A 26,822-nucleotide genomic window follows, 5' to 3' on the forward strand; every position below is an offset into this window, starting at 1 on the left:
CCCGCCCCCACCTGCTCCCAGTCGACCACCGCCACCGCCGTCGGCCCAGGCAGTCCTTCCGGCAGAAATGGCATCCGCCATACTTCTGCCGGGGGCTCGCATCCGGACGAGCCGGGTGATCGGGGACATCGGCTGTGGGTAGTGACACCCCCACCACAGGGGACTTCGGGCAGCGGCTGCGCGAACTGCGCACGCGAGCAGGCCTCAGCCAGGAGGCGCTCTCCCACGCCTCCGGAGTCAGCGTCCGCGCGCTGGCGGACCTGGAGCGCGGCCGCACCCGCGGACCGCAGCGCCGCACGGTGCGGGCCCTGGCCGAAGGGCTGGGACTGGACGCCGCCGCTGCCGCACGCCTGGAGGAGGCCGCCGCCCCGGGCCGCCCGCGCCCCCGTACGGCCACCGCACCGGCCGCCCCCACCACCCTCGCCCTGCCGCGCGACCTCCAGGACTTCACCGCCCGCGGCCCGGCCCTCGCCCACCTGCTGGACCTCGTGGAACACGCCGACCCCGCCCGTCCGGTGGTCACCGTCGTCGCGGGCCAGCCCGGCCTGGGCAAGACCACGTTCGCGGTGCACGCCGCCCACCGCCTCGCCCCGCACTTCCCGGACGGGCAGTTCGCCCTCGACCTGCACGGCATGGACCCCGAGCCGGTCACCCCGCGCGACGCGCTCGCCCGGCTGCTGCGCGCCCTCGGGGTCGCCGACGCGGCCATCCCGGCGGGCACGGACGACCGCTCCGGCCTGTGGCGGTCCCTGATCCGCGACCGCCGCGTCCTGCTGCTGCTGGACAACGCGGCCGACGAGTCCCAGGTCCGCCCCCTGCTGCCCGGCACCGGCCCCGCACTGACCATCGTCACCAGCCGGCACACCCTGGCGGGCCTGGAGTCGGTCCACCGCACCGACCTGACGCTGCTGCGGCGCGAGGAGGCGGTCGAACTCCTCACCCGCATCATCGGCCCGGAACGGGTCAGGGCGGAAGCGCAGGCCGCCCGCGACCTCGCCGACCTCTGCGGACACCTCCCGCTGGCCGTCCGGATCGCCGGCCAGCGGCTCCTCGGCCGGCCGCACGAACGCCTCGGCAAGCTCGTCACCCGGCTCGCCGAGGACGGCCGTCGGCTGGACGGCCTCCAGGCCGGCAACCTGCGGGTGCGGGCCGCCTTCGCCCTCTCGTACCGGCAACTGCCCGAGGAGAGCCGGGTCTTCCTGCGCCGCGCCTCACTGGCCGCCGGACCCCACTTCAGCCCGGAGACCGGCGCGCTGCTCGCCGGCCTCCCGTACGACGAGGCGGTCGCCTGCGCGGAGGAGCTGACCGACGCCGGACTGCTGCAGAGCGACCCCGCCACCGAGCGCTACCGGTTCCACGACCTCCTCAAGCTGTACGCCGCTGAGCAACTGGAGGCCGAGGACGGCCCCGAGGCCCGGAACGCCGCACTGGACCGGGCCGCGGAGTGGATGCTGCGCCGGGCCACCGCCGCCGCCCTCCGCTTCGACGCCGACCACCACCGGGACGCGCCGCACGGCGACCCCGACCCCGCCGGCGCGCCCGTCGGCCGGGAGGAGGCGCGGGCCTGGCTGGAGGCCGAACGAGCCCAGTGGCTCGCCGCGCTGCGCCGCGCCCACGACACCGGCCGCCACCGGCAGGTCGTGGACGCGGCGGAGGCGATGCACTGGTTCTCCGACCTCAACCAGCACTGGGAACTGTGGGTGGAGGTGTTCCGGCGCTCCGCCGACGCGGCCCGCGCCCTGGGCAGCAGGCGGGAGGAGGCGGTCCACCTCAACTACCTCGCCTGGGCCTACAACCTCTGCGTCCACGACCCCCACGCCGCCCTGACGGCCGCCGACGCCGCCCTGACGGCGGCCCGCGCGTGCGGGGACCGGCTCCAGGTGGGGTGGGCGCTGGGTTACGGCGCCGGGGCGCTGCACCGGCTGGGCCGGGCGGAGGAGGCCCACGAGCGCCTCCGCGAGGCGGCCCGCTGCCTGCGCGAGCAGGACTCCCCGCACGCCCGGCTGGGCGAGCTGACGGTCCTCAACACGCTCGGCGGCTACCTGCGCCAGGCCGGCCGGGCGGCGGAGGCGCTGGACATCCACCGCCGCAGCGCGGAGATCTGCCGCGCCGGGATCCCGGGGCAGCCGGACGAACTGGTGGAGCTGTACCACGCGGTCGCCCAGCAGCAGATCGGCAACGACCTGGCGACCCTCGGCCGCTGGAGCGAGGCCGAAGCACAACTCCGGCAGGCCCTCGGCTTCTTCGAGGCCGCGCAGATGCCGGCCTGGAGCGAACCGGCCCGGCTCGACCTGGGGCAGCTGCTCAGCGCGACGGGGCACCCGGAGGCCCGGGAGACGCTGCTCGCCGCCCGCGACGCGCTCGCCGCACTGAGGAGCCCGCGCCAGGACGAGGCCGCCGCCGCGTTCGACGGGCTCTCCGCCGGCGCCTGACCCCGCCGGCCCGCCCACGACGGGCCGAGCGCCCGTCCGCCACCTCGTCGCCCCGAATTCCTTCGAGAGAAGGAACGTTGGGGCCCGACCGGTCCTGTCGTCGGTGCGTGGCCCTGGAGTTCCGCGGTTCCGACGGCCTGACCGTCCGGTACTACGCGTGGGGGAGCGGCGACGCGCTGCCCCCGGTGTTCCTCCACCACGGGTTCACCGCCGACGCCCACCTGGACTGGGTGGACCCCGGCATCGTCGCGGCGCTCGTGGCGCGGGGCCGCCGGGTCCACGCCCTCGTCGGCGCGGCACTGCGCGTACTGCCCGGCGACCACCTGGCGGTCATGCGGCACCCCGACTCCGCCGCCGCGGTGGCGGACTTCCTGACGCCCGCCGGCTGAGCGGCACCGGACCGGCCCGGTCCACGTCAGCGGGGCGCCGGGCCGCGCAGCTCCGCCCGCCTGCGCCGCCACGCCAGCGCCGTGCCGAACGCGGCGATCACCGCGGGCACGGCCGACGCCGCCGTCAGGGTCCCGACCCAGCCCGGGTTCAGCATCGCCGTCTCCCCGCTGCGGTACACGCAGGTCGCCTGGGGCGGGAACAGGCTGTACTCCAGCGTCCGCGGCGGGTACGTCCCCCATTCCCCTCCGGCCGCACAGGCCGACGAGGGGCCGGTGACCAGGGGCCACGCCGCCAGTCCGTAGACGAGGAGGAACAGCGAGGCGGTGACGAAGAGGGCCGTCGCCGTACGGCGCAGCTTCTCGACGCGGGTGAGGGAGAGGGCGGCCCCGGCCCCGGCGGGCAGCTCGACGCACTCGGCCAGCAGCGCCGGCAGGACGGAGAGGACCAGAACCGCCAGGCTGAGCCAGAGCACCGCGCCGAGCAGGCCCGTGCCGCCCGCGGAGACCTCGCCGTTCTCGTACTCGCAGATGACGGCCGGGGGGAAGGCCTGGTGCCGGGTGTCCAGCAACCTGCCGGGGCCCTGGACCAGGCCGTGGGCGCACCGCTCGTCGAACTCCAGCGAGGTCAGCCAGGACCAGCCCGAGAAGACGAGGAGGAGGACGAACGACACACCGGCCGCCGCCCACAGGCGACCGGTGCGGAAAGCGCCATACGCAAGGGTGTTCGGCATTCGTGGAGGCTACCGGAGCGCGGGGTCTCCACCCTCAGTGGCCGAAGCCGCCTTCACCCCCCACGAGGAACCAGGGCCTCCCGGCCCGCCCGACGGGGAAACCGAGCGCGTTCCCCCGGTTCCTCGGCCGGCGGCCCCGCGGCGCGACCGGATCGACCGCGACGAGGCACCCGTCGGGAAACCGACTCCGCGGAGAGGGCCCCGGCCGGCCTGCCGTCCCACGCACCGCGGTACCGCTGTCACCGCGGCCGTCACGGCGGCCGTCACGGCGGCCGGCAAGGCGGCGGGGGAACAAGGCGGCGTGGCCACCGACCGGCGCGTTCGTACGGGGCGTGGCCGGAGGCGGGCCGGGCCGTGGGGTGGGGGCCGCGGCGGGCGGTTGCCGTATCGGCACGGGTGTTTCCCGTCCGGGGGCGGCATGGTGCAGCCTCCCCTCATGGGCGCCGCACCGGAGGGCGCCCGACCGAGCAGACGACCGCGCACAGCACCGGAGGCACGCCATGACCGACACGCCCGCGCCCGATCGGCCCACCGAGTTCTGGGAGGCCCGCTACCGCGACAGCGACCGGGTCTGGAGCGGCCGCCCGAACGAACTGCTCGTCAGGGAGGTGACCGGCCTGGCGCCCGGCACCGCCCTGGACCTGGGGTGCGGGGAGGGCGGCGACGCGGTCTGGCTGGCCTCGGCGGGCTGGCGGGTCACCGGGGTGGACATCTCGGCCACCGCGCTGGCGCGCGCCGCCCGGCACGCCGCCGAGGCCGGGGTCGGCGAGCGCACCTCCTGGGAGCGCCATGAACTGGGCCGGTCGTTCCCCGAGGGCTCCTTCGACCTGGTGAGCGCCCAGTACCTGCAGTCCCCGGTGGAGCTCGACCGGCAGGGCATCCTGCGCAGCGCCGCCGACGCCGTCGCGGACGGGGGCACCCTGCTGGTCGTCATGCACGCGGGCTGGCCCTCCTGGGTGACGGAGCCGCCCTTCGACGCCGTGTTCCCCACCCTGGACGGCGTCCTGGACGAACTCTCGCTGCCCGAGGAGGAGTGGACCGTCGAGACCCGGGAGACGGTCCGCAGGCCGGGCGTCTCCCCCGAAGGCCTCGACGGTTTCCGCGAGGACCACGTATGGCGTCTGCGACGGCACCGGGGCGTGGACCGGAAGCGGATCCCGACGGCGGGATGAACCCGGGGTGACACACGGGGCCCGGCGGGCGGGCCCGGGACCTCCGGCCCGGGGCGTCAGTCCGCCGCGCGGCGGCCGAGCGGCAGGAGGTACTGGAGGGGGTGGTCCAGGTCGTCCAGCCCGAACAGCTCCTGCGCCAGGTCGTCGTGGAAGCCGCCGAGCGGGGTGCCCGCCAGGCCCAGGGCGGTGGCGGTCAGCAGGAGGGTCTGGGTCAGGTGGCCGGCCTCCAGCAGGGCCAGCCGCAGGGCGCGCAGTCCGTACCGGCGGCGCAGCAGCCCCAGGTCGACGTAGACCCCCAGCAGGACCGGTGCCTCCTCGACGCCGATCCGGTCGGGGTCCTGCGGCGGGCGGGAGAAGTACGTCGACAGCGGCGTGACGTCCGCGACGGGCGGTACCGGGCCCACGGGCCGCAGGGTCCGGCGTTCGGGCACGCAGTCGTACGTGGCCGCCGGGACGCCCGCCACGTCGAGGGCGAGCAGCCGCACCCGGGCCGTGTAGAGGGCCCCCGCACTCGGGTAGGGGCGGTGGTCCAGCGTGCGTGTGGTGCCGTCGGCGAGGCGCTGTTCCGAAGTGCCGCTGTGCGCCAGCGCGTTCCACAGCAGCGTGCCGAGCCCTTCGGCGTCCAACGGCCCCCGGAGCGCACCGCGCAGGGAGGTCCGGCCGGCCAGCGCGGCGCGCAGCGACACCTCCGGCAGCGGGCCGGCCGGAAGGGGCACCTCCGGCGGGCCGGAGGTTTCCGCCGCGCCCAGGGGGAGCGACGACGGGGGCAGGGGGCGCAGTGAGGAGTCCTCGTTGCGTCCGATCCGGAACTTGCTGCGTTCCAGGTACTGGAGGTCCACCGCGTGGTGCCCCTCGGGGAAGAACGACTGCGGGTCGTCGGTGTCCAGCAGCGTCCGGGCGGCGAGCAGGCACACCGCGCGTTCCTCGTCGGGGGTGACGCCGAGACGGTTGAACAGCATGTGCAGCTGCGACGCCCACACCCACGGCAGCACGGTGTCGGCCGCCCCCGCCCCGAGCTCGGTCCGCAGCCGTTCGTCGGCCTCCCGCACGCACCGGACCCACTCCAGCAGCCACGGTTCCCCGCTGCCGTCCCGCAGCGCCTCCTCCAGGCTGCGCGCCCGCCGCCGCAGCGCCGTGCGCTGGGCCGCGTACACGGTGTGGACGCGGGAGTGCACCGCCGCGCCGGGGAGCAGCGCCACCTCGGTGACCCACCGCCAGCCGGACGCGTGGCGCCGCAGCCACCTCGCCGCCGCGAGCCGGTCCATGCCCAGGGCGTACGCCGTGGCGTGGGCGAGGTCGGCCGCGATCGTGAGGCGCGCGGCGCCGCCGGACCCGCCCCGGAGCGTCCGCAGCGCCTCGACGGCCAGGCGGGAGGAGACGACGAACACCTCCTCGGCCGTGGGCAGGGCCCGCGGCCCGCCGTACCGGCCGGTCTCCGGTACGTACTCCACGGCGCGGACCTCCCCGTGATGGGAGGGCCAGGGGGCGTCCGCCACCGCGGGCTGCTCCTTGGCGGCCCGCGCCAGGGCGCCCGGCAGTTCGGCGGCGGCAGCGGGGCTCAGCCCCCGCACCCGCACCCGCAGGTGCGGTCCGTCCTCGCCGTACCGGATGAAGAACCACTGCGCGGCCTGGCCGGAGGCGACCAGTCCGTCCAGGTGGGGGGCCAGCCACCGGGTCAGGAAGGCGTCGGTGTCCTCGGTGCCGGAGTGCAGGAACAGGTGGTGGCTGTGCCAGGTGTCGGTCGTCACGTGCGGCCCTCGTTCGGCGGGAAGGTGGACGGGAGGGGGGTACGGGAGGGGCCGGACCGGCCGGTGGGCCGGGCGCGGCGCCGGGGCGGGTGGGCGGTCAGGGGAAGGGGTGCGGGTGGAGCGCCAGGTCGCGGTGGCGCAGGGGCCGGGAGGTGCGGCCGAGCCGGTGGGGGACGTGCAGGAGCCGGGGCAGCCCCCGCGTGCGGTGGTTGACGTGCCCGAAGGTCATCGGCAGGGACCCGGGCACGATGACCTTCGCCCCGTACAGGCCCAGGCGGTCGCGCAGTCCCGGCTCGGTCTGGTCGACGGCGATGACCTCGAGGTCCGCGTCCGCCAGCCGGGCGACGGCCGACGCGAGGAGGGCGCTCAGATCGGTGACCGGCTCCGGCGCGCCGGGCCAGACGGCGGCGACCGGCCGGGCGGGCGTGTCGCGGAACAGGAAGTCCAGGCGCGGCCCCGCCTCGGGAAGGGTGTTCACCCCCACGTGGTCGTCGAGGGTGACGACGAGGTCCGGCCGGTCCAGCATGGGCCGCAGCCGTTCGGGGTCGCGGGGCCGCCCGTCGGCGGTGGCACGGTGCGGGGACTCCAGGACGTTGGTGACGACTTCGGCGACCGCCGACCGGATCGCGATGCGGGGGTCGTGGTGCGCGCCGGCGGCCAGGAACATCCGCGGCGCCCGCGGATGGGCGCCTTCGTAGCGGCAGACGGCCACGACCGCCGGGATCCCGAAGTCGTTGGTGGCGTCGAGGAGGAGGAGCCGGTAGCCGTGGAGCGCCGCGCGGTCGGTGAGCAGCGCGGTGTCGGGGTCGTCGTCCGGCGGTTCGACCCGGGGGAGGGGCGTGGCCCCGTACCACGCCATCAGGAAGGCGTCGCGCTCGGCGACCTCGAACAGTCCGTAGAGCGTCGCCTCCTCCGGGCTGTTGCCGAGCCCGCAGCCGTTGGACGACTCGTAGACCACGCGCGTGCCGCCGCCCGGCACGTCCCAGTACGCGACGTGCTCCGGTACGGCGACGGGCCGGCCCCGCGTGAGCGACCAGCCGTGCACCCAGTCCAGTTCCAGCGCGGGGTCGTACGGCACCGTCCGTGACGCCGGGTGGCCGTGGAAGGCGGGGTCGGGCAGCCCCAGCCGCCGCGGGTCGACCGCCCGGTCGGGCCCCAGCGCGGCGAAGGGCGCGCGCAGGACGGTGCGGCGGCCGGTGGGGCGCATGCCCACGTACCGCTCGACGCTCTCGAAGAGGGCCACCCGCTCGCTGCCGGCGAAGTCGCCGGCACGGCCGTACCCGCCGTCGTCGAGCGGACGTCCGTCGGTCACGAACGCCGTCGTCAGGCAGAACGCCGAGTCCTCCGAGCGCAGCAGCCGGCGCACCGGTCCGAAGCGCTCGTCGTGCAGCGCCGCGCGCAGGTCCTCGGCGCCGGTGCGGTCGTTGGCGCCGCGCAGCACCGCCGGGTCGGCCACCGGCCGCGGACCGGCCGGGAGGGGCCGGACCGCGTCGGCCGAGTCCTCCGGCAGGGGGCGGCAGACCGCGCAGCCGCCGATCGGGCGGACCTGGTGGGTGGACCAGGTGGCGCGCCCGTGGTGCACGACGTGGACGGTCGCCGTCGTGGCGGGAGCGGCCGGTGTCGTCGGCGGTGTCTCCTCCAGCAGGTCGAGGACGAGGGCCCCGACCGCTTCGCCCAGGGCGGGCGCCGGCACCCCGCCGAGCGTCAGCGCCGGGCTCTGCCAGGGCACCCGGCCGCCCGTCGTGGCCAGGCGCTGGTGTTCCGAGCAGCACAGGCACGCGGCGGACGCCGGTCCGAGCACCGGTCCGACCACGGACAGCGCCCCGTCGAGGCGCACCGGGACCAGGGTCACCGGATGGGCGAGCGCGTGGCGGCTCAGCTCCTCGGCGAGTCCGAGCGTCCACCGGGTGAGCAGGACGACGGCCCGTCCCGCGGTGGTGGCCAGCGCGGTGCCGGGGTCGAGGACCGGCACGGGCAGCGGCCCCAGCGCCCCGTACGGGTCCGGCGTCTCGTGCGGCTCCAGGGTCTCGTGCGGGTCCGAGGTCATCGCCGGTCCCCTCCCACCGCGAGCACGGTGAAGCCGAACGCGCGCAGCAGCGCGGCGAACTCCCGCGCCTCGGGGGCCGCGGGGAGCGCGTCCAGGTCGTGCAGGCCGGTCAGTGTGCGCAGGGTGCCGCGCAGGGCCGCTTCGCGGGCGGCCACCCCGGTCAGCCAGCCGGTGGTCCACCGGTCGTCCTCCCAGGGCGCGGGCCGGGCTCCGACCGCCGCCGAGGGGGCCGCCGAACCGCCCGGCGCGCACGGGTCCGTGAGGGTGGCGCCCTGGCGGGCGGCGCTGACGGCGGCGGTGGCGGTGAGCGCGGCGAAGGCCGCCGCGTCGCCCGGGGTGGCCTCCACGGCCCAGCCGAGCCCCGCCCCCGGTTCCGCGGCCGGGTCCGGCACCCGCCCCGCGTCCGGCCGGCCGGTGCCGGCGAGCACCACGGCCCGGTACGCCTCCCGGTCCCGGTCCAGGCGGATCACCTCCATGCGGGCCCGGACGCCCAGGCGTCCCGTCAGCGTCGTCCACCAGTGGCGGGCCTGCGGATGGCCGCGCCAGACGGCCTCCGGCAGCGGACCGCTCACCGGACCGGGTGCGCCCGGGCCGGCGGCCCGGCGGAGGGCCCGCCCCCAGGCGTGGCCGGGGTTCGCCCCGACGGCGTACCGGACGGTGGGGTCCGCGCCCGCCAGGCCCTGTTCGGCCGCCCCGCAGAACGCCTCCAGGCGGGCGAGGTCCAGGCGCGGCGCCCCGGCGACGACCGTCTCGGAGCGCGGCGTCCGTACCGCGCCGGCCGGAAGGCCACAGGAGGCGAGCGGTACGGGCAGCTGCCGCAGCGCTCCGGGGGTGGGCGCGGGGCCCGCGCCGATGTGCTCCGCGCCGAGCGCGGCCACCCGTTCGAGCGCCTCCGCCAGGCTGTCGGCGGGTTCCAGGGGGGTGCGGCGGTCCGGATCGATCCGGTCGGGCCCGAGCCAGCTGCGGTACTCGGCGCGCGGCGGTCGCGCGTCGGCCACCAGCACGGCGGGCAGCCCGGGCAGCAGCCGGTGGTCGTCACCTTCGTCGGCGGGGTCGGGCAGTCCGCCCGCCGCGCACAGGAGCCGCTGGGCCGCCGCCGCGGCGAGCAGCGGGACGAAGGAGGCGGGGAGCGGCCCGGCCGCCGGGGCGCCGGCACCGGCGGCCAGCCGGGCCGACAGGGCGCGCGCGTCCGCCGCGGCCTGCTCCGGGCTGCCCGGGGCGGTGACGAACCCCAGGCCGCCGTGCACGCCCGCGGCCACCGCGCGCGGCGGACCGTCGCCGGCGGCGGCGCGCAGCAGGACCGGCCCGTCGGGCAGGGCGGGGTCGACGGTGTACGCCACCGCCACCCCGCCGCGGCGCAGCGCCCGCCCGGCGGCGCCGGCCAGGGCGCCCGGGGCGGGCGGGGGCGCGGCCGCCCCGAGGGGGGCGGCGGGGGCACCGGAGACGACCTCCACCCGCGTCGCCGCGAGGGCGGCCGCCGCCGCGGGCGGCCGCTCCGCCGTCGCCGCGAGCCAGTCCGCCGCGGGGCCGGCGGGCTCCGCCACGAGCAGGTCGTGTTCCAGGAGTCGGCCGACCACCGTGTCCACGGCCTCGCGCAGGGCGGTGCCCGGCTCCGCCTGCCGCAGGGGACCGGTCAGGCGGCCGGTGCGCAGCGGCTCTTCCAGCAGCTGCCACAGCCGGGGCAGCGCGGAACTGCCCTCCAGGGTCACGCTGCCGCGCCGCCCGCGCAGGTGCAGGCCGTTGCGCAGGGGGGTGACGGCGACCCCGGGGCGCAGCCGCCACGGCAGGGGCGGACCGTCTTGGGGCGCGTCCGTGCCCGAGGCGGCCGGTGCGGGCGTCCCGGCCGTCATGAGCGTCCCTCCACCGCGTCGATGACCGCCCCGACCCGCTCCCGCCAGTCGCAGCCCGTCAGGCCCGGGACCGTACGGATGACCAGGTACGCGGCGAGGTAGCGCTCCAGCGGCCGGACGTCGCAGATCGCGAAGAGCCGGTACAGGGCGTTGGTGCAGGCCCGGTAGACGAGGTAGTCGGGGCGGCTCCACATCGTCCCGTGCGGGTCCGAACGGCGCAGGAGCCGGTGGAACTCGCTGTAGCGGGTGCGTACGTCCTGGTTCCACCGCTCCATCGCGGCGGCGTCGCCCGTCGCCGCCGCGCGCACGCGGTACTCGAGCGGGGAGCCGTGCAGGTCCGCCCCCGCGTCGTGACGGCTCTGCGCGAGGTCCCAGGCCGCGGCCGACCACGCGGCCCACGCCCTCTCCCACCCCAGGGCGCCGCCCTCCGCGATCCGGCCGACGAGCGCGGTCACCACCTCGCCCGCGCTGTCCCAGCGACGGGCGAACCCGTCCCGCAGCCGCCCGTCCGGGTCGTCGTGGACCAGGAAGTCCTCCAGGTGGGACACGTACGAGTAGTGACCGCCGGCGAGCCCCTCCGGGTGGGCCGCCGCGTGGGCGGCGAGCGCCGCGACGGCGAGCTGGACGCGCGCCTGGGCGCTGTCCCCGTGCGCACCCAGGAAGGCGGTGCCGGCGCGCAGCGCGCCCAGCCCGCCGCGCAGCAGGTCGTCCCGGAGGGCCACCCCGTCGGCGCCGAGCAGACCGCGCAGGGAGGTGCGGTCGACCGGTTCGACGCGCACGGTGTTGTCCGCCACGATCGGGCCGTAGGGCGGGGCGACGAGCTCGGCACGGCCCGCTTCGGCGGCCTGCGCGAGGAGTTCGTCCTCCCCGAGGTCGCTGTGGGAGGGGTGGTCGCGGATCCAGTCGCGCAGGGCGCGGGCGGCGTCCCGCGCGGCCGGGCGGACGCTCTGCGCGGGGCCTTCGAGGCGCAGCCGCACGTGGGGGCCGTGCAGCCAGTGCCGTTCGACGTGCGCGGCGAGGCCCCGGTCCGCCTGGGCTTCGGCGAGCGGGAGCACCGCCTCGCGCAGCAGCGGCGCCTTGACGGGCTGGTGGTAGTAGGCGACGACGTCGAGGCAGGCGGTCGTCCGGGACGGTCCGGCGGGCACGGTGTTCTCCTCGGCTCTCCGGTTGCGGCGGGTCATGACGGGCGGCGGGGGCGGTAGGTCTCCAGGACGAGTTCCACCGCCCGGGTCGGCGCGGCCGATCCGCCGGGCGCGGGCAGCGCCTCCTCCAGGACCACGCCGTCGGGGTGGCGGGAGAGCCACTTGGCCAGGCAGCGCAGGTGCAGCGCGTTGCCCAGGTCGGCGAACTGCGGCTTCGGGCGGCTCAGCTGCGTCAGGAAGTCGTCGGCCGCACGGCCCGTAGGCGCCGTGACGACGGGGTGCAGAAAGACCTGGTCGGGCAGGGCGAGCAGGGCCCGCCACCGGGCGACGGCCTCCACCGGGACCGTGCCGGCGGCGGCCAGTTCCTCGCGCAGCGCGCCCGCGACGCCGGACGGCAGCACCCAGCGCCGGCGGAGCAGGACGACGTGCCGGTGGCGCAGCCGGGGGGTGCGCACCACGGTTCCGCCCGGGGCCCGCACCGTGTGGCGGGGCACGAGGGGGCGGAAGTCGACCATGCCGTGGGGGTGGTCGGACAGGTGGGCCGCGATGCGGCGCGGCAGCATGACCGGGGCGAGGAAGCCGGGGTACAGCACGTCCAGGACGTCACCGGTGCCCCGGATCCCGAACCGCACCTGGTCGGTGGCCTCGTCGTGGAAGAGTTCCAGTTCGTCCTCCGCGATCGACGCCGCCCCGCGGTAGGGGCCGATCTCGTCGGGGACGAGGAGGGGGTGGAGGTTGGCGTTGAAGCCGTTCACGGGACGGATCTGGGCGACACGCTCCCCGGCCCCGTGCCCCAGGCCGCGACGGATCTGCCGCGCCACGCCCTCGGCGGCCCGCGGGTCGAGGGCGTCCAGGAAGCGGCTGGTGAAACGCCCCCAGCCGCCGTAGACGTGGTTGACGCAGAGCAGCCCCCCGGCCGGGTCGCGCTGGAGGAAGTACGCGTAGCTGACGGGCCGTTCCGTCGCCCAGCGCGGCAACCGCGCCGCCAGGTCCCGGACGAGGCCGGACGGCAGGACGACGTCGTCGTCCGGCCCGGGTGACGGTGTCCTCGCGGCCGGCGCCCCCCGTACGGCGTCGGCGACGTCCTCGCGCAGGGCGGCGAGTTCGGCGCCGCCGGTGGGGAACGCGGCGCTGTCCTCCGGGCGCAGGGCGGCGATGCGCCCCGCCCGCTCCCACGCCGCGGCGACGTCGGCGCCGAACTCCCACGGGTGGGCGCAGCGTCCGCCACGGCCGTACCGCTCGACGAAGCGGTCCCGGGCGACGCGCCGCACGAGGTGGCCGAGGTCGAAGAGTTCGGCGAGGGCGGTGACCTCGCCGAGCGCCTCGTGGTCGGCGGCGCCGACGAAGCCGTCGAGCCGCAGCGGTTCCGGGGCGACGACGTCCTCGGACAGGAGGTTCAGCGGAGCCGACCCGGCCGGGACGGGGCGGCCGTTGTCCGCGAGCAGCCCGGTCCAGCGGTCCGCCAGCCCGGTGAGCACGCCGGGGCGCTCGTGAGGCGGGGCGGCGGCGAACCGGTCGACGAGCGCCGCCAGTTCGTCGATGCGGTCCGCCTGGGTGACGTCCTCGGCGCGGACGCTTCCCGCGGCGCCGGCGCCGTCCTCGCCGTGGGCGGTGTCCGCGGCGTCGGCCGTGCCGAGGGCGCGCAGCCACGCGGAGAGGCGTGCCAGGGGGGCGGCGTCCTGGGGCGGCACCGGATCGGTGGGGACGAGGAGACCGGCTTCGGCGAGGCGGTCCAGGAAGGCCGTGGCGGCGGCGAGGTTGCCCTCCCCGCGGTCCCCGCCTTCCGCGGGGCCCGCGTTCCCCGCACCGGGTGCGGGGGGCAGGGCGGAGGCGAGCGCCAGGGCCAGTTCGTGGAGCGGGGCGGGGGTCCGGGCGCGGTCGGTGAGCAGGCGCAGGGGGCCGCCGAAGGCCACCTCCACCTCGTCCTCGTCGGTGACGAGGTACCGGCCGCCGGCGAAGGCGGTCCGGCTGCGCGCATACGTGGCGCGGCCGTCGGTGACCCGGGCGGTGCTGGTGATGCGGTGGGGGCGCGCGGCACGGCGGTGCGGCCGGTCCAGGAGGGCGGCGGTGAGGGCGGCCGTGAGCGTGCGGTTGACCGTGACCACCGCGTGCAGCGGGCCGTCGAGGAGCGCCTCGTGCCCCCAGGACCGTACGTGCGGCAGCGGCGCCGGGGACTGCGGCAGGGGGCCCCAGCCGACGGCGGTGAACCAGGACAGAGGGCTGGTCTTGGTGCTGGCCCTCAGGGCGTAGCGCAGCACGTTGGGTTCTTCCTTGCGGGCCTTCCGATCGTCGGCGCCCGTGCCGGCACGTTCGAGGGCGCGGAGCAGGTCGGCGCTGGTGAGGGCGACGGCGCGGGCCAGGGCCGGCTCCCGGCACAGGGCGGCCAGGGCCGAGCGCTCGGCCGCGAGGGCGCGGGGGACGGCGAGGTCCAGCTCGGTGAGCAGGGCGGCGCGGCGTTCCCGCAGGGTGAGCCAGAGGGCGAGCCGGGGCAGCCGCCCGGGCAGGTCGCCGAGCCGGGCCAGGAGGGCGGGCCGCGGGGTGCGCCCGTTGTGCACGGTGCGCCGCAGCGGCAGGACGACGTCCCGGTGGAAGTCCTCGGGGTGGCCGTCCCGGCTGGCGTACAGGTCGTCGCAGAGGGGGTGGGAGAGGTCCGCGAGCCGCCCGTCCAGCTCCGTCAGGCGGCCGATCAGCGCGCGGAAGTCCGCCGCGGCCGGCGTCTGGGGCGGATGGGCGAGCACGGTGGCGCGGACGAGTGCGTACGGCGCCGAGTGCACGGGCCGGTCGACGGTGTGCGCGTCGGTGCCGGCGGCGGTCTCCGCGTCGGCCTTCTCGACGTACGGCATGCGGGTCCCCTCTCCCTTTCGTCGTACGAGCCCGCCGCGGGGCGCACACCGGTGTGCGCCCCGCGGCGGGGCGGTCGGTCCCGTGCGGCCGGGCCGCGGTCAGAGGACGCGGCCCGGGGACGGCACGGGTGCCGTCCCTAGAGCGAGAGGTCCGGCAGCTGCGGGGTGGCGCAGGAGGACGACCCGCAGGAGCAGGAACTGCCCCCGTTGGAGGCGCCGCCCTCGGGGAGCGCGACGGTGTCGCGCATCGAGGTCACGGTGAGTTCGCCCAGGTCCAGGTCCGCGAGGTCGAAGCCCGCGGTACCGGTGGTGTCGGACATGGATGTCTCCTTGGTCTGCCGTGGCGATGGACGGGGAAGGCGCGCCCGCGTCGGTCAGCCCGCGGCGAGCGGGATGGTCTCCAGCTGCGGCTGGGCGCAGGACGACGAGGCCTGGCAGGAGCAGGACCCCCAGGACGCGCCACCCTCGGGGAGGGCGGCGGTGTCGCGCATGGACGTGACGGTCAGGTCGCTGAGGTCCAGCTCCAGGTCCTGGAGGTCGAAGCCGGGGGTGGAGGTGACGTCGGACATGCGGAGCTCCTTCTGTGAGGGTGGGAACCGGAAGGCACCGAACGGGCGGTGCCGGATGGAGCCGTGCGGTCCACGGGAAGCACGCCCCTCCGGCGGGAACCGCAGGAGGGACGTCCGCGACCGCAAGTGATCAAGCATGTGCGGTCCGACTATATGGCCGCCGTCGGGCGCTCCGAGAACCTTCACAAGCCCCGTGATGATTTGGCCGGTTCGATGCCCTGGCTCATAAGCGGCGGGGGCGTATTCGAGCCATGCGGGGGAGTCGAAGTGACCGCTCCGGGCCTTGCAGGGCGAGGCGTTCATCCCCATGTCACCCCCTTCGGCGGCCATGGACGCGATGCCTCCGGATACCGCCACCGAGTGAGGGGTCTGTGAAGACTCCCCGTACGCCGGCGGGATGGTCAATTGAGCCGCAACGGGCCGGAATCCACCGATCCGCCACATCGGCCCCCGAACGGGCCCGGCACCCTGCCCGCCGACCGCCGCAGCCCTTCGGGAGCAGCGCTTCCCGGTGGTCCCGTGCCTCCGGGGGTTGCTCCGCACACGAGCCGCGGACAGGTGCCGGAGGCGATTTCGAGACAGCGCGGGAGCGGCCTCACGGGCGTCCGCGTCGGCCGACGGCACCCCGGGAGAGGACCGCCCCGTGAACGGACGGCGGGAAGCGGTACGCGGTGCCCGGCTCGGTGGGAGCCGCCGGGGCGCCGTGTGAACCCGCTCCCGTTCCCAACGGCCCGACGGAACTCCGCCCGCGACCGCCCCGCACCCGGTCCGGACCACCCCCGCCCGGCCGTGGGCACCGGGCGCCGCCCCACCTCCCGGCCGGAGGCGGGCCGCCCCGGGAGGACGTCGTGCGGAAGCGCCGCACCGACTCGCCCCGGCGGGACCTCCGCGACGGGCCCGGGCCTCCTGCGGACGGCGGATCGACGGGCCGTCGACGGCACTCGGGGGAGGGGCTCCGCTCCCCTCCCCGGCGGAGGCGGACACCGGCATCGGCGCCGACCGGACCGTGTCGGCGGGCCCGCCGGTCGTACGGGCCCGCCGGCCGTACGGGCCCACCGTCTCCCGCCGGATCGCGCGGCCGTCCGACCCCGTCTGCGGCGGGACGCCGCGGCGGCCGTCCCGCCCGGCTCCGGCCGCGAGAGCCGTGAGCGGCGCGGCGCCGTCGAACGACGCGTCGACCGCTCAGGCGGCGCGGCGGGCAAGGTGTCCGCGCGGGTCGGCGCGACCGGTACGGCGTCCCGTCGGCGTGGGCCGCGACCGTGCGTCCACGGCCGTCCCGCACCGGCCTCGGGGCAGCGGCGGGCATCGGTACGAGAGGGCGTGCGGGGATCCGCGGAGCCGTGCCTGCGCCGCCGGCGCACCCTGGGGCGGGGGCCCGGTCGCCGCAGCGGCCGGGCCGTGCGCGAGGGGGAGTGCCTACCGTGCCTCGGTCGCGATCTGGATCAGGTTGCCGCAGGTGTCGTCGAAGACCGCGGTGGTGACGGGGCCCATCTCCACGGGCTCCTGGGTGAACTGGACGCCGAGGCCGCGCAGGCGCCGGTACTCCGCCTTCACGTCGTCGACGGCGAACTGGGCGAGCGGGATGCCGTCCTCGACGAGCGCGTCGCGGTAGGCCGCGACGGCCGGGTGGCCGGCGGGCTCCAGGAGGAGTTCGGTGCCGTCGGGCTCCTCGGACGAGACGACGGTCAGCCACCGGTCCTTCCCGCCCACCGGGACGTCGTGCTTCTTCACGAAGCCGAGGACCTCGGTGTAGAAGCGCTCGGCCTTGGCCTGGTCGTCGACGAAGACGCTGGTCAGATGGATCTTCATGGGGTGCTCTTCTCCGGTTCGGGCGTGTCGGGCGTGTCGGGCGTGGGCCATCGCTCGGTGATCCGCCGCAGCGGGGCCGTGTTCAGGTCGTGGAACTTGCAGCGGCCCTCCCGTCTGGTCTCGACGAGCCCGGCGGCCTCCAGTACGGCGAGGTGCTGGGAGACCGCCTGGCGCGAGATGCCGAGCCGGTGCCTCGTACTCAGTCGGGAGCAGATCTCGAACAGCGTCTGCCCGGACTTCTCCGCGAGCTCGTCGAGGATGGTGCGGCGGGTGGGGTCGGCCAGGGCTTTGAAGAGGACGTCGGCCACGCCTCCAGGATAGGCAAGTGTTCACTTGCCTATCAAGAGGGGGGTGTCCCGCTCCGGGCGGCGAGCCCGCCGTCCGGCCCCCTTCGCCGGACCGGAGTGGAGCGCTCGGCCGTCGACGGCGCGGACGCACGCCCGTCGGGGACGTGGGGAACCACCCCGGTGCCACCGGCGGCACGCGTCCGTGGGGCGCAGTGGCCCGGCCCCTGCGCCGGCCCGGCCGCTCACGGGACCAGCCGCACGCACGCCCCTTGTTCGAATGCGAGTGCCCGGGGTGTTCGACCATTGATACGGTCCCGCCATGGCTGAAGCACGCAGACCACCGAGCGGTCCGATCACCGCGGCCGACGTCGAACACGCCGTCCGCTCGGCGCTCGCGACCCTGCGCGGGGCGGAGGCGTCGGACTGGAGCGTCAAGGCGGGTTCCCTGGAGTGGGACTGCTGGGAGACCGTCGAGCACCTCGCCGACGACTTGTTCGCCTACGCCGTCCAGTTGGGCCCGGCGAACCTGCCACCGGACACCCACGTCCCGTTCGCGTGGAGCCGCAGGAGGCCGGGAGGGCCGGCGAACGCCGTCTTCGCGGACCGCGAGGCCGGCCCGGCCGGTCTGCTGCACGTACTGGAAGCCAGTGGTGCCCTGCTGGCCGCGATGGTCCGCACCACGCCCCCCACGGTCCGGGCGCACCACATCTTCGGCGCGGCCGACCCCGAGGGATTCGCCGCGATGGGTGTCGTCGAGACCCTGGTGCACACCCACGACGTCGCCGAGGGCCTCGGCGTCGACTGGACGCCGCCCGCCGGCCTGTGCGACCGCGCACTGGCCCGCCTCTTCCCCGACGCCCCGACCGACACCGACCGGTGGCCGACCCTCCTGTGGGCCACCGGCCGCGCGGAGCTCCCCGGCCGGCCGCGCCTCGCCACGTGGCGCTGGTACGGCGCCCCCCGCGCCGACGACAGGCCGTAGAAGGCCGCCGGCCCGCACCCGCGGCGCGCCGGAGGCTCCGATCACGGTCCTGGGAACCCCGCAGGGTCAGCCGCGGTCGTCCCGGGCGCGCAGGATCTCGCGCGCTTCGTCGCGGACCGAGGCGTCGGCGTCCGACACCAGGACCCGGCACAGGGCTTCCAGCCGGGCCAGGCCCTCGTCGGACTGACGGCAGACGTTGTCGACGGCGGCGTCGAGGTGGTCGGCGGTGTCGTCGTCCGCACGGGCGAGCGCGGCCAGGACCATCCGCAGGCCGTGGGCGTCCCCCCGTTCGAGCAGGGCCTCCGCCGTGTCCTGGGTGACGGCGGTGTCCTGACCGTCGAGCAGCAGCCGGTGCAGTACCGCGGCGACCTCGGCGTCCTCCGCCGCGCCCGCCAGCCGCCGGCCGGCTGCCGCTCTGACGGACCACGATGCCGAGCGGGCGTCCCGAAGCGCCGAACCCAACGCGTCGCCGGGGTCGGAGAGAGTCATGGCCTCCATCCTGGCACGGCACCCCGGAACGCCCGGTCCCGGCCTCAGGGGCTCCCGTTCGGCGTCCGCCTCGCGGTGGTCGAACCGCGCATCGCGGCCGCCGGTGCCTTCGCCGGGAGCCGGCGCCCCGGAGCCGCCGGTGATGCGCCTCGGCGCCGCCGCGCCGTTCGTGACGGTGGTCGTGCCGATGGGCGGACGGCTTCACGGTCCGTGTCCGCTCGGCGGTGCCGACGGGTTGCCGCCCCATGCCGTCTTCCCCGGCCGTTCGGTGCTCTCCACGGGCACCGCCACGGCCGTCCTGCCGACCTCGGCGGTGCCCGGGCCCCGGACCCGGCCCCCGGTCCGCGCCGCTCCCGCCGGCCGGGAGCGCCCGCGCCGCCCTGCCCGTGGGAGACGCCGTACCCGCCGCTTCCGCAGTGACCGGTCACGGGTCTCGAAGCCGCTCGCGGGCAGGCGTCGCGCCCGTTCCACGTTCCAGGAAGTCGTTCCAGGTGGACCCCGTCGCCGCAGGTCAGAGGCCGTACGGCCATTCCGGCGTCCCCCGTTTCCCGGCTGGATGGCGCGAACGCCGGGACGTCCCGCAGAGTGAGTGCGGCGCAGCCCGGACCACCGGGCCGACCGACCGGAGGCGGACACCGCCCCGGGTCGTACCGGAACCGCGAAGCCCTCGGGGCGCCGCGAACCGGCGCGCTTCGACCGCTCCACCACTGCCGCACATCCACTCTCCGACGGGGGCTTGTCTCACCATGCGCATCTCCACCGGCACCACCCGCGCCCACCACGTCCGCCGCACCGCCCTCGCCGCCGCCGTGCTGGCGGCCGCGCTCTCGACCACCGCCTGCGGCATCACGGAGGTCTCCAAGGACCCGTCCGTGACCTCGACGACGAGCGCGAGCACCGCGCCGACGGCGAGCGCGGCCCCCTCGACCACCGGCCCGGCCGCGGGCGGTACTGCTCCTTCCGCTCCCTCCGCCTCCGGTACGACCGGCACCCCGACCTCCGCCCCCTCGGCGGCCGCGTACGCCACCGTCACCACCGCCGCCGCCCGGAAGCCGGCCGGCCAGGGCGCGGCCGTCGCCACCTGCACCGGTGCCCACACCCGCGTCGTCGTCAACCGGCCCGCCCGCCCCATCAACCACCTGCTGCTCACCGCCACCAACAAGGGCTCGGCGTCCTGCGACCTCCACGGCGCGCCGTACCTGCGTTTCGACCAGGACCAGGCAGCCACCGCCGTCGACGACTCGACCCGCCTGCAGAGCGTCATCCGGCTCGCCCCGGGCCGGTCGGCGTACGCCTCCGTCGTCCTGGTGGGCGAGCGGACCGGCGACGAGGTCAACGGCCGTACCGCCTCCCGGCTCGGCGTCCACTTCGCCGCCGCGGACGGGGCGGGCTCCGTCGGCCCGTCGGTACGGCTGAAGCTTCCCTCCGGCACGTACCTCACCGACGACGCGCGGGTCATGCACTGGACGGAGAGCCTCGAGGACGCCCTGGCCTACTGACCACCCGACCGACCCCACCGCACGGAGAACAGAGTGAAGAACATCCGCGAGCACCGCGCACGACGCACTGCGGCCGCCGCGCTGCTTTCCCTGGGTGTCGCCCTCGGCCTGGCCACCCCGCCCGCCCAGGCCGTCGAGGGCGGGACGACGATCGGGTCCACGTGGGGCACCGGCATGGCCCAGGTGTGGGAGATGACGCCCGGCGGCCCGGCGTACCGCTGCAGCGGCAGCGTCGTCGGCCCGATCAAGGTCCTCACCGCCGCCCACTGCTTCAAGCCGGGCGTGGACTACACGGATTTCTACGTCCTGGTCGGGCACACCGAGAAGGGCAAGGGCCACCGGATCCGCGTCGGCAACGTCAACAAGCACAAGGACCTCGCCGTCGCCAGCCTCACGGCCGACGTCAGGCGCCACTCCGAGGTCCACCACGTCGCGCTCAACACCAGGATCGAGCCCGCCCACGGCGAGTACGCCCACGTCCAGGGCTGGGGGCGGACCTGCCTCACGTGCCGTGGCTCGCTGCAGCTGAAGCAGGCCCGCGTCCGGGTCGTCGACTACGGCACCGACCTGGCCGGCGGCCCGGCCTACCGGGTCTTCGGCTCGCCGAAGAACGGAGCGCTGCGCGAGGGCGACTCGGGCGGTCCGATGCTGTGGAACGGCAGGCAGGTCGGCGTGGTCTCGGACGACAGCGGGCCCAACGACGCCCACCACGCCCACATCTCGCTCTTCGACGACAGCGCGGAGCGGTTCCTCACCGACATGCACGTACCGGTCAACACCGCCTGGTGACGCCCCGACCGCCCGTTCCCCACCCGGACAGCACCGACCCAGAGTCAGGAACCTCCCATGAACAGCACCGCACGGCGGGCGGCCCTCGCCCTCGGCACGTTCGGCGCCCTCGCGACCGCCCTCGTCTCCGCCCCGACCGCTCACGCCGCCGAGACGATGTGCGCGACGGCCGGGTACCAGGACGAGTCGACCGTCTGCGTCTACGACAAGCCCAACGGCTACCAGGGCGTCCTGTACCCGGGTGAGGACATGCACGGGCACCAGGTGGAGTTCTCCCTGATCTGCCGGAAGGACGACCGTCACTACGGCGGCACGTCGTACAAGGTCAACACCCGGGTCCTGAACTGGACGTTCAACGTCCCCCGCCAGGGCTACTGCTCCTTCCAGGTGAAGGACCTCACCCGGGGCAAGACCTGGCGCACCCCGTCCATCCACCGCTGATCCCCGCCGGCCCGGGCCGGTACCGCGCGTGCGCCCCCTGCGAGCTCCGGCCCCGCAGGGGGCGCACTCCTGCGAGCACCGGCCGTACCGGCGTCTCGCCCACCTCCCGTACGGCCGGTGCCGGTCCCAGCCGGCACCGGCTCCCCCGCCACCGGCCCGAGGCGACCGTCGGCGGCCCCCGCGTGACCTCCGCAAACCAGGCTCCGGGGAGGGGCCGGCCGCACCTCTCACCTGATCTACAATCTTCCATGGATTTATGGAGGAAGGCATGGTGGAAGGCTCGAAGGCCCGGACGAAGGCGCAGCTGTACGACGCCTTCGCGGCCGGCGGCAAGGCGCTGGCCAGCGGGAAGCGGCTGGAACTGCTCGACCTGCTCGCCCAGGGCGAGCGCACCGTGGACGCGCTGGCGAAAGCGGCCGGCCTGAACCTGACCACGGCCTCGGCCCATCTGCAGACCCTCAAGCAGGCCGGGTTCGTCGCCACCCGCCGTGAAGGCGTGCGCATTCACTACCGGCTCGCCGGTGACGACGTCGCCCGGCTCCTCGCGCTCCTGTGCAAGGTCGCCGAGGCCCACCAGGCGTCCGTTCCCGCCGCCCGCGCCGCCCACCTCGGCGAGGACGGCGCGCAGGAGATCACCCGCGAGGAACTGGCCGTCCGCGTCCGGGCCGGCCGGGCGGTGGTGCTGGACGTGCGGCCGGTGGAGGAGTACCTCGCCGGGCACATCCCCGGCGCCCGGTCCATCCCGGTGCAGGAACTGGCCGGGCGGATCGGCGAACTGCCCGAGGACGCGGAGATCGTCGTGTACTGCCGAGGCGAGCACTGCGTGCTCGCCTACGACGCGGTGCGGCTGCTGGCCGACCGCGGACGTCGCGCGATCCGCCTGAACGACGGCATGCTCGAGTGGCGGCTGTCCGAGATGCCCGTCGACGCCGGGAGCCCGGTGTGACCGGCCGGACGGCCGCCGCGCCCCCCGGCCCGGCGCACCCGGACCACGACGCCGGCACGCCCGTCGGTTCGCGTGCCGCGGAGGCCGCCGCCCACGAGACCGGAGCCCTCCGGTCGGCCGCCCCCCGACACCCCGTAGACGGCGCCCGTACCGCCCGCCTTGCCCCACCCCCCGCCCCGGCCCCCGGCCGTGGTCCGGGGCGGCCGTCCCATCCGCCTTGTGAAAGAGCCCCCGTGACCACTTCCGCTCCCGCCGGCACGACCGCAGGACCCGGCATACCCGACCCCGCCCCGGCGCAGCGCCGCATCCTGCGCGTCCTGGTCGCCTCGCAGGTCCTCAGCGGTGCCGGCCTCGCCGCCGGTGTCACCGTCGGCGCCCTGCTCGCCCAGGACATGCTCGGTTCCACCACGCTCGCCGGGCTGCCCAGCGCCCTGTTCACCGCCGGGTCCGCTCTCGCCGCCGTCACCGTCGGCCGCATCTCCCAGGCCCGCGGCCGCCGCCCCGGACTCGCCACCGGTTACCTCGCCGGCGCCCTGGGCAGCGCGGGTGTCATCACCGCCGCCGTCCTGGGCAGCCCCGTCCTGCTGTTCGCCGCCCTGTTCGTCTACGGTGCCGGAACCGCCACCAACCTCCAGGCCCGTTACGCGGGCGCCGACCTCTCCGCCCCCGACCGCCGGGGACGCGCCGTCTCCACCGTCCTGGTCGCCACCACCCTCGGCGGCGTCGTCGGCCCCAACCTCGCCTCGCCCACCGGCACCCTCGCCGAGGCCCTCGGCATTCCCCGCCTCGCCGGACTCTTCCTCCTCTCCGGCACCGCCTACGCCCTGGCCGCCCTCGTCCTCGCCCTCTGGCTGCGCCCCGACCCGCTGCTCCTGGCCCGCGCCCACGCCGCTGCCCGGCCGGCCGGCGCCCCCGACGGCGGCAGCGGCACGCCGCGGGCCCGGGACGAGGCCGCGTACGGGGCCCGCGGAGGCGTGGTCCCGGGTGCGCTGGTGATGGTCCTGACCCAGCTCGTCATGGTCGCGATCATGACGATGACGCCCGTCCACATGCACGACCACGGCCACTCCACCGCCGCCTCCGGCCTCGTCATCGGCATCCACATCGGCGCCATGTACCTGCCCTCCCCGCTGACCGGCTGGCTCGTCGACCGCTACGGCCGCATGAGGATCGCCGCCGCCTCCGGCGTCACGCTCCTGGCCGCCGGGGCCCTCGCCGCAGCGGCCCCCGCCGACTCCGTGGTCCTCCTCGCGCTCGCGCTGGCCCTGCTCGGACTGGGCTGGAACCTCGGCCTCGTGTCCGGTACCGCGATCATCACCGACGCCGTGCCGCCGGCCACCCGCGCCAAGACCCAGGGCCTGGTCGACGTGGCCGTCGCCATCGCCGGTGCCACCGGCGGCATGGTCTCCGGTGCCGTCGTCGCCGCCGCCGGCTTCCCCGTCCTCGCCCTCGCCGGCGGTGCCCTCGCCCTCGCCCTCCTGCCCGTCGTCGCCGCCCACCGCCGATGACCCACCCCGACGCTCCCGGCCCCGCGCCGGACCTCACGCTCGACGGCACCGGGCTGCTCTGCGTCACCCTCCTCCTGCGCCTGCGCGAGGAGATCGAGGGCGCCGCGCCCGGAACCGTCGTGCACGTCATCGCCACCGACCCGGCGGCCCCGCTCGACCTGCCCGCCTGGTGCCACATGACCGGACACGCCTACCTCGGCCCCGTACCCGGCGCCGAGCGACCCGTGTACGCGCTCCGGCTGGCTGCCGACGCGCTGCCCACCCGGGCCGACGCCCCGTGGCACCCGGCCACCCCGTAACCTCCGGCACCACCCGCTCCCCCCCGGGACGCCGTGCGCGCGTCCCGCGCCGGCGGAGCCCGCGGCCGTCGGCGCGGGACGACCCGTCGGGACGAGCGGCGGCGGTCACCCGAGGACGGCGCCGGGGGCCGTCACGGCGTGCGGAACCCCCGGAAGACCGTGTGCTTCCGGGTCTCGAAGCCGAGCCGCTCGTAGAGGGCGATCGCACCGCCGTTCGCTTCGGCCACGTGCAGGAAGGGGCATTCGCCGCGAGCGGTGATGCGCGCGACGAGCGCGCCGACGAGGCGGGCGGCGTGACCCCGCCCGCGGGCCTCGGGAGCGGTGCAGACAGCGCTGATCTCGGTCCAGCCCGGTGGCCGCAGTCGTTCGCCCGCCATCGCCACCAACGTGCCGTGGTGACGGACGCCGAGGTAGGTGCCGAGTTCGTGGGTGCGCGGCCGGAACGGCCCCGGCCGGGTCCGTGCGACGAGGTCGAGCATCTCGGGCACGCTGTCCGCGCCCAGCTCCACCACGTCGGTGGCGGCCTCGGCACGCGGACGACCGGGACGGCCGCCGGCCCAGACCATCTGGCGTCCTTCGAGGGCGAACACCGGCTCCCAGTCCGACGGCGGTGTCGCCGCGCAGCCGAACATGTCGGCGAGCACGCCTCCACCGAGCAGCCGAGCGAGATCGGCCCACTCCTGCGCCTCCGCCTCGGCGCTCACCGCGGAGAAGGTCGCGGCTCCCGGCAGGTAGGTGGCGGCCCGGCCGAGCCGACGGGCGAGGTGGGCGTGGTGACCGCGGAGCGATTCCCCCACCGGATCGTCGAGTGCGGCGAGGCGGTCCACCACGGTGCTGCACCTCTCGTGTCGTACGGGGTCGACTGGACGGGTTCCACCCGCGCCGACCATCGTACGGATCCCCCCTCCCGGAAAAACGACCAGGTGGGGGCGGCCTCCTCCCGATCGGCGCCGGGTCGTCGCGAAAGCCCGCCCCTTGGTTCGGGCAGCGGTCGACGGCCGGCGGTCTCGAGGCGGGAAGGCGCCCGTGGGACGCGAGAGCGGTTGTGGCAGCAGGCCCCGCCGTACCGACTCGGCCGAGCCCGCTGACGCGGCCGCGCGTCCTGGCGCCGGTCGCCCGCCTGTCCCGAGGCGGCCTCGTAGGCGCGCGGGGCGGTGACGGCCGTGGCGCGTTCGGCGGGGGCGGGACCGCGCATGACAGGAGTGTCGTTCCCGAACCGGCCGGTTCGGGAACGGCGTTCACCCGGGCGAAGACGGCGGCTCAGGGCCCGCTTCCGGTGTCGGCGATACCGGGGGAGGTCATGCGAGGTCCGTGGAAGCCTGCCGCCGGGAGAGGACCAGCCTGCGTCGCTCCGGGTCGATCTCCGTGACGACCACCATGATCCTGTCGCCGACCCGGACCGCCTCCTCCGGAGCCTCGACAGCCGTCCGGGTGAGTTCTCGCAGGTGGACGAATCCCTCGATGTCCTGGGTGACCTGGACGAAGACGCCGAACGGGACCAGCCTGGTGACCTGCCCCGGCAGCGTCCGCCCCACCGTGGTGTTCTCGGCGAAGGCCCGGAACGGGTCGGGCCGCGTCGCCCGCAGGGACAGTCTGGCCTCTCCGTTCATCGTGTCGAACCGGAGGAACTCGCACGAGACACGCTGCCCCACCCGGACGATGTCCGAAGCCGTCTCGAAGTGCCGCCAGGACAGTTCGGGAATCGTGATGAACCCGACGCCGGGGAAGACCGGGTGATCGGGGCCGTCGTCCAACGCCACGAACACACCGAACCGTTCGATCGACGCGATCCTGCCCGAGAGGACTTCGCCGACGCGTCGGGACTTCAGGAACGCCCAGAGTTCGGCGTTCTCCGTGGCGGCCATGGACAGCCGGGCCCGGCCCCGGTCCGGGTCGACGGCGGTCACCTCGGCGGTGATCCGCCGGCCGACCTCCACCGCCGTGGCCGAAAACGTGCGCCACGAGAGGTCCGACGATCCCACGAACCCCAACGGGCGCTGAGCGAAGCCGTCCAGGACCACTGAAACCCCTCGTGGCGATACCTCCGCGGCGATCCCGCCCCAGGTGTCACCGACCCGCAACGCGGCCAGGAACCTGCGGGAAGCCTCGTCGCCGGACGCTCCGCTCATGCCGCCAGCATCTCACGGAAGCGGTCCGGCGACGCGGCTCGGGGGTGCCCCGCGCCCGGCGGCCGAGACGGCGGCAGGGGGCGGGAACGCACGGGGGAGAGGGGCCCGTCAGGACGGTTCGGCGGGTGCGCCGGAGACGCCGTGGTCCCGCTCGGCCAGGGCCGTGATGCCCGCTGCGGCGGCGGTGACGAGGTCGGTGACCACCGCGTCGTCGACGGGCAGGCACAGGACGTACAGGGCGGACGCCAGGCAACCGAGCAGCAGCAGGTGGGCCATCGCGGGGTCGACGGTCCCGGCCAGTTCGCCTCGGGCCACGGCCCGTTCGATGATCTCGGCGAAGGTGGCCTGCTCGGCGGCCAGGAAGGTGTCCTGGAACCGGGCGTCCAGTACGGGGTTGACGGCGAGTTCGCTGATCAGGGCCGGCGCCAGCTGCCGGGCCGCCGGTGCGGCCATGCGGGCGTGGAACGTGCGGGCCAGCGCCAGCAGGTCCCCGTGCAGGGAGCCGGTGTCGACCGACGGAGGCGGCTGCCGGTCGTGCATGGTGGCGACGAACGCCATCTCGGCCTTGGAGGCGTAGCGGCGGTAGATCGCCGCCTTGCCCACTCCGGCGCGCGTCGCGACCTGGTCGACGGTCAGGGCCGGGTAGCCGACTTCCTCGATCAGCTCACGCGTGGTCTGCAGGATCCTGTGATCCACGCGACTGTCTCGGGGGCGCCCGCCC

Annotated in this window: 24 protein-coding genes; 10 read left to right on the forward strand and 14 right to left on the reverse strand. The window is 76.3% G+C overall.

Annotated elements, in window-relative coordinates:
• Positions 1-134: 134 nt before the first annotated feature.
• Together IE106_RS06535 and IE106_RS06540 are read left to right on the forward strand one after the other, a co-directional pair.
• On the forward strand, positions 135-2,432 hold the full coding sequence (locus IE106_RS06535; RefSeq protein WP_189530770.1) for an ATP-binding protein: 2,298 nt from the start codon (positions 135-137) through the stop codon (positions 2,430-2,432).
• Positions 2,433-2,539: 107 nt separating this feature from the next.
• The gene (locus IE106_RS06540) at positions 2,540-2,821 is read left to right on the forward strand and encodes a hypothetical protein (protein WP_189530771.1); all 282 of its coding nucleotides are present in this window, start codon (positions 2,540-2,542) and stop codon (positions 2,819-2,821) included.
• Between the two features lie 26 nt (positions 2,822-2,847).
• Here IE106_RS06540 and IE106_RS06545 read toward each other — a convergent pair whose 3' ends face one another.
• Positions 2,848-3,552 (reverse strand): hypothetical protein, encoded by a 705-nt coding sequence (locus IE106_RS06545; protein WP_189530772.1) that lies wholly within the window; start codon positions 3,550-3,552, stop codon positions 2,848-2,850.
• Between the two features lie 500 nt (positions 3,553-4,052).
• Here IE106_RS06545 and IE106_RS06550 point away from each other — a divergent pair, with 500 nt between their 5' ends.
• Positions 4,053-4,724, forward strand: coding sequence for a class I SAM-dependent methyltransferase (locus IE106_RS06550; protein ID WP_189530773.1), 672 nt, complete (start codon positions 4,053-4,055; stop codon positions 4,722-4,724).
• Positions 4,725-4,780: 56 nt separating this feature from the next.
• Here IE106_RS06550 and IE106_RS06555 read toward each other — a convergent pair whose 3' ends face one another.
• The 9 genes from IE106_RS06555 to IE106_RS06595 form a co-directional block, all read right to left on the reverse strand.
• Complete coding sequence (locus IE106_RS06555) at positions 4,781-6,472, reverse strand: thiopeptide-type bacteriocin biosynthesis protein (RefSeq protein ID WP_189530774.1); 1,692 nt, start codon at positions 6,470-6,472, stop codon at positions 4,781-4,783.
• Between the two features lie 97 nt (positions 6,473-6,569).
• The gene (locus IE106_RS06560) at positions 6,570-8,519 is read right to left on the reverse strand and encodes a TOMM precursor leader peptide-binding protein (RefSeq protein WP_189530775.1); all 1,950 of its coding nucleotides are present in this window, start codon (positions 8,517-8,519) and stop codon (positions 6,570-6,572) included.
• The gene (locus tag IE106_RS06565) at positions 8,516-10,369 is read right to left on the reverse strand and encodes a hypothetical protein (protein WP_189530776.1); all 1,854 of its coding nucleotides are present in this window, start codon (positions 10,367-10,369) and stop codon (positions 8,516-8,518) included. Before IE106_RS06565 ends, IE106_RS06560 begins: the two co-directional genes overlap by 4 nt.
• Positions 10,366-11,514 carry a lantibiotic dehydratase C-terminal domain-containing protein gene (locus tag IE106_RS06570; protein ID WP_189530777.1) on the reverse strand — a complete coding sequence of 383 codons (1,149 nt, stop codon included), beginning with the start codon at positions 11,512-11,514 and terminating at the stop codon, positions 10,366-10,368. The genes IE106_RS06565 and IE106_RS06570 overlap by 4 nt, the downstream gene beginning before the upstream one ends.
• A 32-nt stretch (positions 11,515-11,546) precedes the next feature.
• Positions 11,547-14,354, reverse strand: a complete 2,808-nt coding sequence (locus tag IE106_RS06575) for a lantibiotic dehydratase (RefSeq protein WP_189530778.1) — start codon at positions 14,352-14,354, stop codon at positions 11,547-11,549.
• 137 nt (positions 14,355-14,491) lie between these two features.
• A complete protein-coding gene (locus IE106_RS06580) occupies positions 14,492-14,674 on the reverse strand; it encodes a thiazolylpeptide-type bacteriocin (RefSeq protein WP_189530780.1) in 183 nt (60 codons plus the stop codon).
• Between the two features lie 54 nt (positions 14,675-14,728).
• Entirely contained in the window at positions 14,729-14,923 is a 195-nt protein-coding gene (locus tag IE106_RS06585) for a thiazolylpeptide-type bacteriocin (protein WP_189530781.1), read from the reverse strand.
• Positions 14,924-16,339: 1,416 nt separating this feature from the next.
• Positions 16,340-16,732: a VOC family protein gene (locus tag IE106_RS06590; protein ID WP_189530782.1), complete on the reverse strand. Its 393-nt coding sequence runs from the start codon at positions 16,730-16,732 to the stop codon at positions 16,340-16,342.
• On the reverse strand, positions 16,729-17,040 hold the full coding sequence (locus IE106_RS06595; RefSeq protein WP_189530783.1) for an ArsR/SmtB family transcription factor: 312 nt from the start codon (positions 17,038-17,040) through the stop codon (positions 16,729-16,731). Before IE106_RS06595 ends, IE106_RS06590 begins: the two co-directional genes overlap by 4 nt.
• A gap of 298 nt (positions 17,041-17,338) precedes the next feature.
• Here IE106_RS06595 and IE106_RS06600 point away from each other — a divergent pair, with 298 nt between their 5' ends.
• The gene (locus tag IE106_RS06600) at positions 17,339-18,001 is read left to right on the forward strand and encodes a hypothetical protein (RefSeq protein WP_189530784.1); all 663 of its coding nucleotides are present in this window, start codon (positions 17,339-17,341) and stop codon (positions 17,999-18,001) included.
• A 66-nt stretch (positions 18,002-18,067) separates the two neighbouring features.
• On the opposite strand, the gene IE106_RS06605 is transcribed toward IE106_RS06600, so the two are convergent.
• Complete coding sequence (locus IE106_RS06605) at positions 18,068-18,490, reverse strand: hypothetical protein (RefSeq protein WP_189530785.1); 423 nt, start codon at positions 18,488-18,490, stop codon at positions 18,068-18,070.
• A 746-nt stretch (positions 18,491-19,236) separates the two neighbouring features.
• Between IE106_RS06605 and IE106_RS06610 the strand changes: the two genes are divergently transcribed.
• The 6 genes from IE106_RS06610 (at position 19,237) to IE106_RS06635 (ending at position 23,972) form a co-directional block, all read left to right on the forward strand.
• Positions 19,237-19,989, forward strand: coding sequence for a DUF4232 domain-containing protein (locus IE106_RS06610; RefSeq protein ID WP_189530786.1), 753 nt, complete (start codon positions 19,237-19,239; stop codon positions 19,987-19,989).
• Between the two features lie 33 nt (positions 19,990-20,022).
• Entirely contained in the window at positions 20,023-20,778 is a 756-nt protein-coding gene (locus tag IE106_RS06615) for a trypsin-like serine protease (RefSeq protein WP_189530788.1), read from the forward strand.
• Between the two features lie 57 nt (positions 20,779-20,835).
• A complete protein-coding gene (locus IE106_RS06620; protein ID WP_189530790.1) occupies positions 20,836-21,219 on the forward strand; it encodes a hypothetical protein in 384 nt (127 codons plus the stop codon).
• Positions 21,220-21,475: 256 nt separating this feature from the next.
• Positions 21,476-22,165, forward strand: a complete 690-nt coding sequence (locus tag IE106_RS06625; RefSeq protein ID WP_229840103.1) for an ArsR/SmtB family transcription factor — start codon at positions 21,476-21,478, stop codon at positions 22,163-22,165.
• 233 nt (positions 22,166-22,398) lie between these two features.
• The gene (locus IE106_RS06630) at positions 22,399-23,673 is read left to right on the forward strand and encodes an MFS transporter (protein ID WP_189530792.1); all 1,275 of its coding nucleotides are present in this window, start codon (positions 22,399-22,401) and stop codon (positions 23,671-23,673) included.
• A complete protein-coding gene (locus IE106_RS06635) occupies positions 23,670-23,972 on the forward strand; it encodes a sulfurtransferase TusA family protein (RefSeq protein WP_189530794.1) in 303 nt (100 codons plus the stop codon). Before IE106_RS06630 ends, IE106_RS06635 begins: the two co-directional genes overlap by 4 nt.
• Before the next feature lie 131 nt (positions 23,973-24,103).
• Here IE106_RS06635 and IE106_RS06640 read toward each other — a convergent pair whose 3' ends face one another.
• The 3 genes from IE106_RS06640 to IE106_RS06650 form a co-directional block, all read right to left on the reverse strand.
• Positions 24,104-24,802: a GNAT family N-acetyltransferase gene (locus IE106_RS06640; RefSeq protein ID WP_229840104.1), complete on the reverse strand. Its 699-nt coding sequence runs from the start codon at positions 24,800-24,802 to the stop codon at positions 24,104-24,106.
• 468 nt (positions 24,803-25,270) lie between these two features.
• Positions 25,271-26,101: a S1 RNA-binding domain-containing protein gene (locus IE106_RS06645; RefSeq protein ID WP_189530798.1), complete on the reverse strand. Its 831-nt coding sequence runs from the start codon at positions 26,099-26,101 to the stop codon at positions 25,271-25,273.
• A gap of 108 nt (positions 26,102-26,209) precedes the next feature.
• On the reverse strand, positions 26,210-26,797 hold the full coding sequence (locus IE106_RS06650; protein WP_189530800.1) for a TetR/AcrR family transcriptional regulator: 588 nt from the start codon (positions 26,795-26,797) through the stop codon (positions 26,210-26,212).
• Positions 26,798-26,822: the final 25 nt, after the last annotated feature.

The organism is Streptomyces roseolilacinus (assembly GCF_014649335.1).
GTDB lineage: Bacteria > Actinomycetota > Actinomycetes > Streptomycetales > Streptomycetaceae > Streptomyces > Streptomyces roseolilacinus.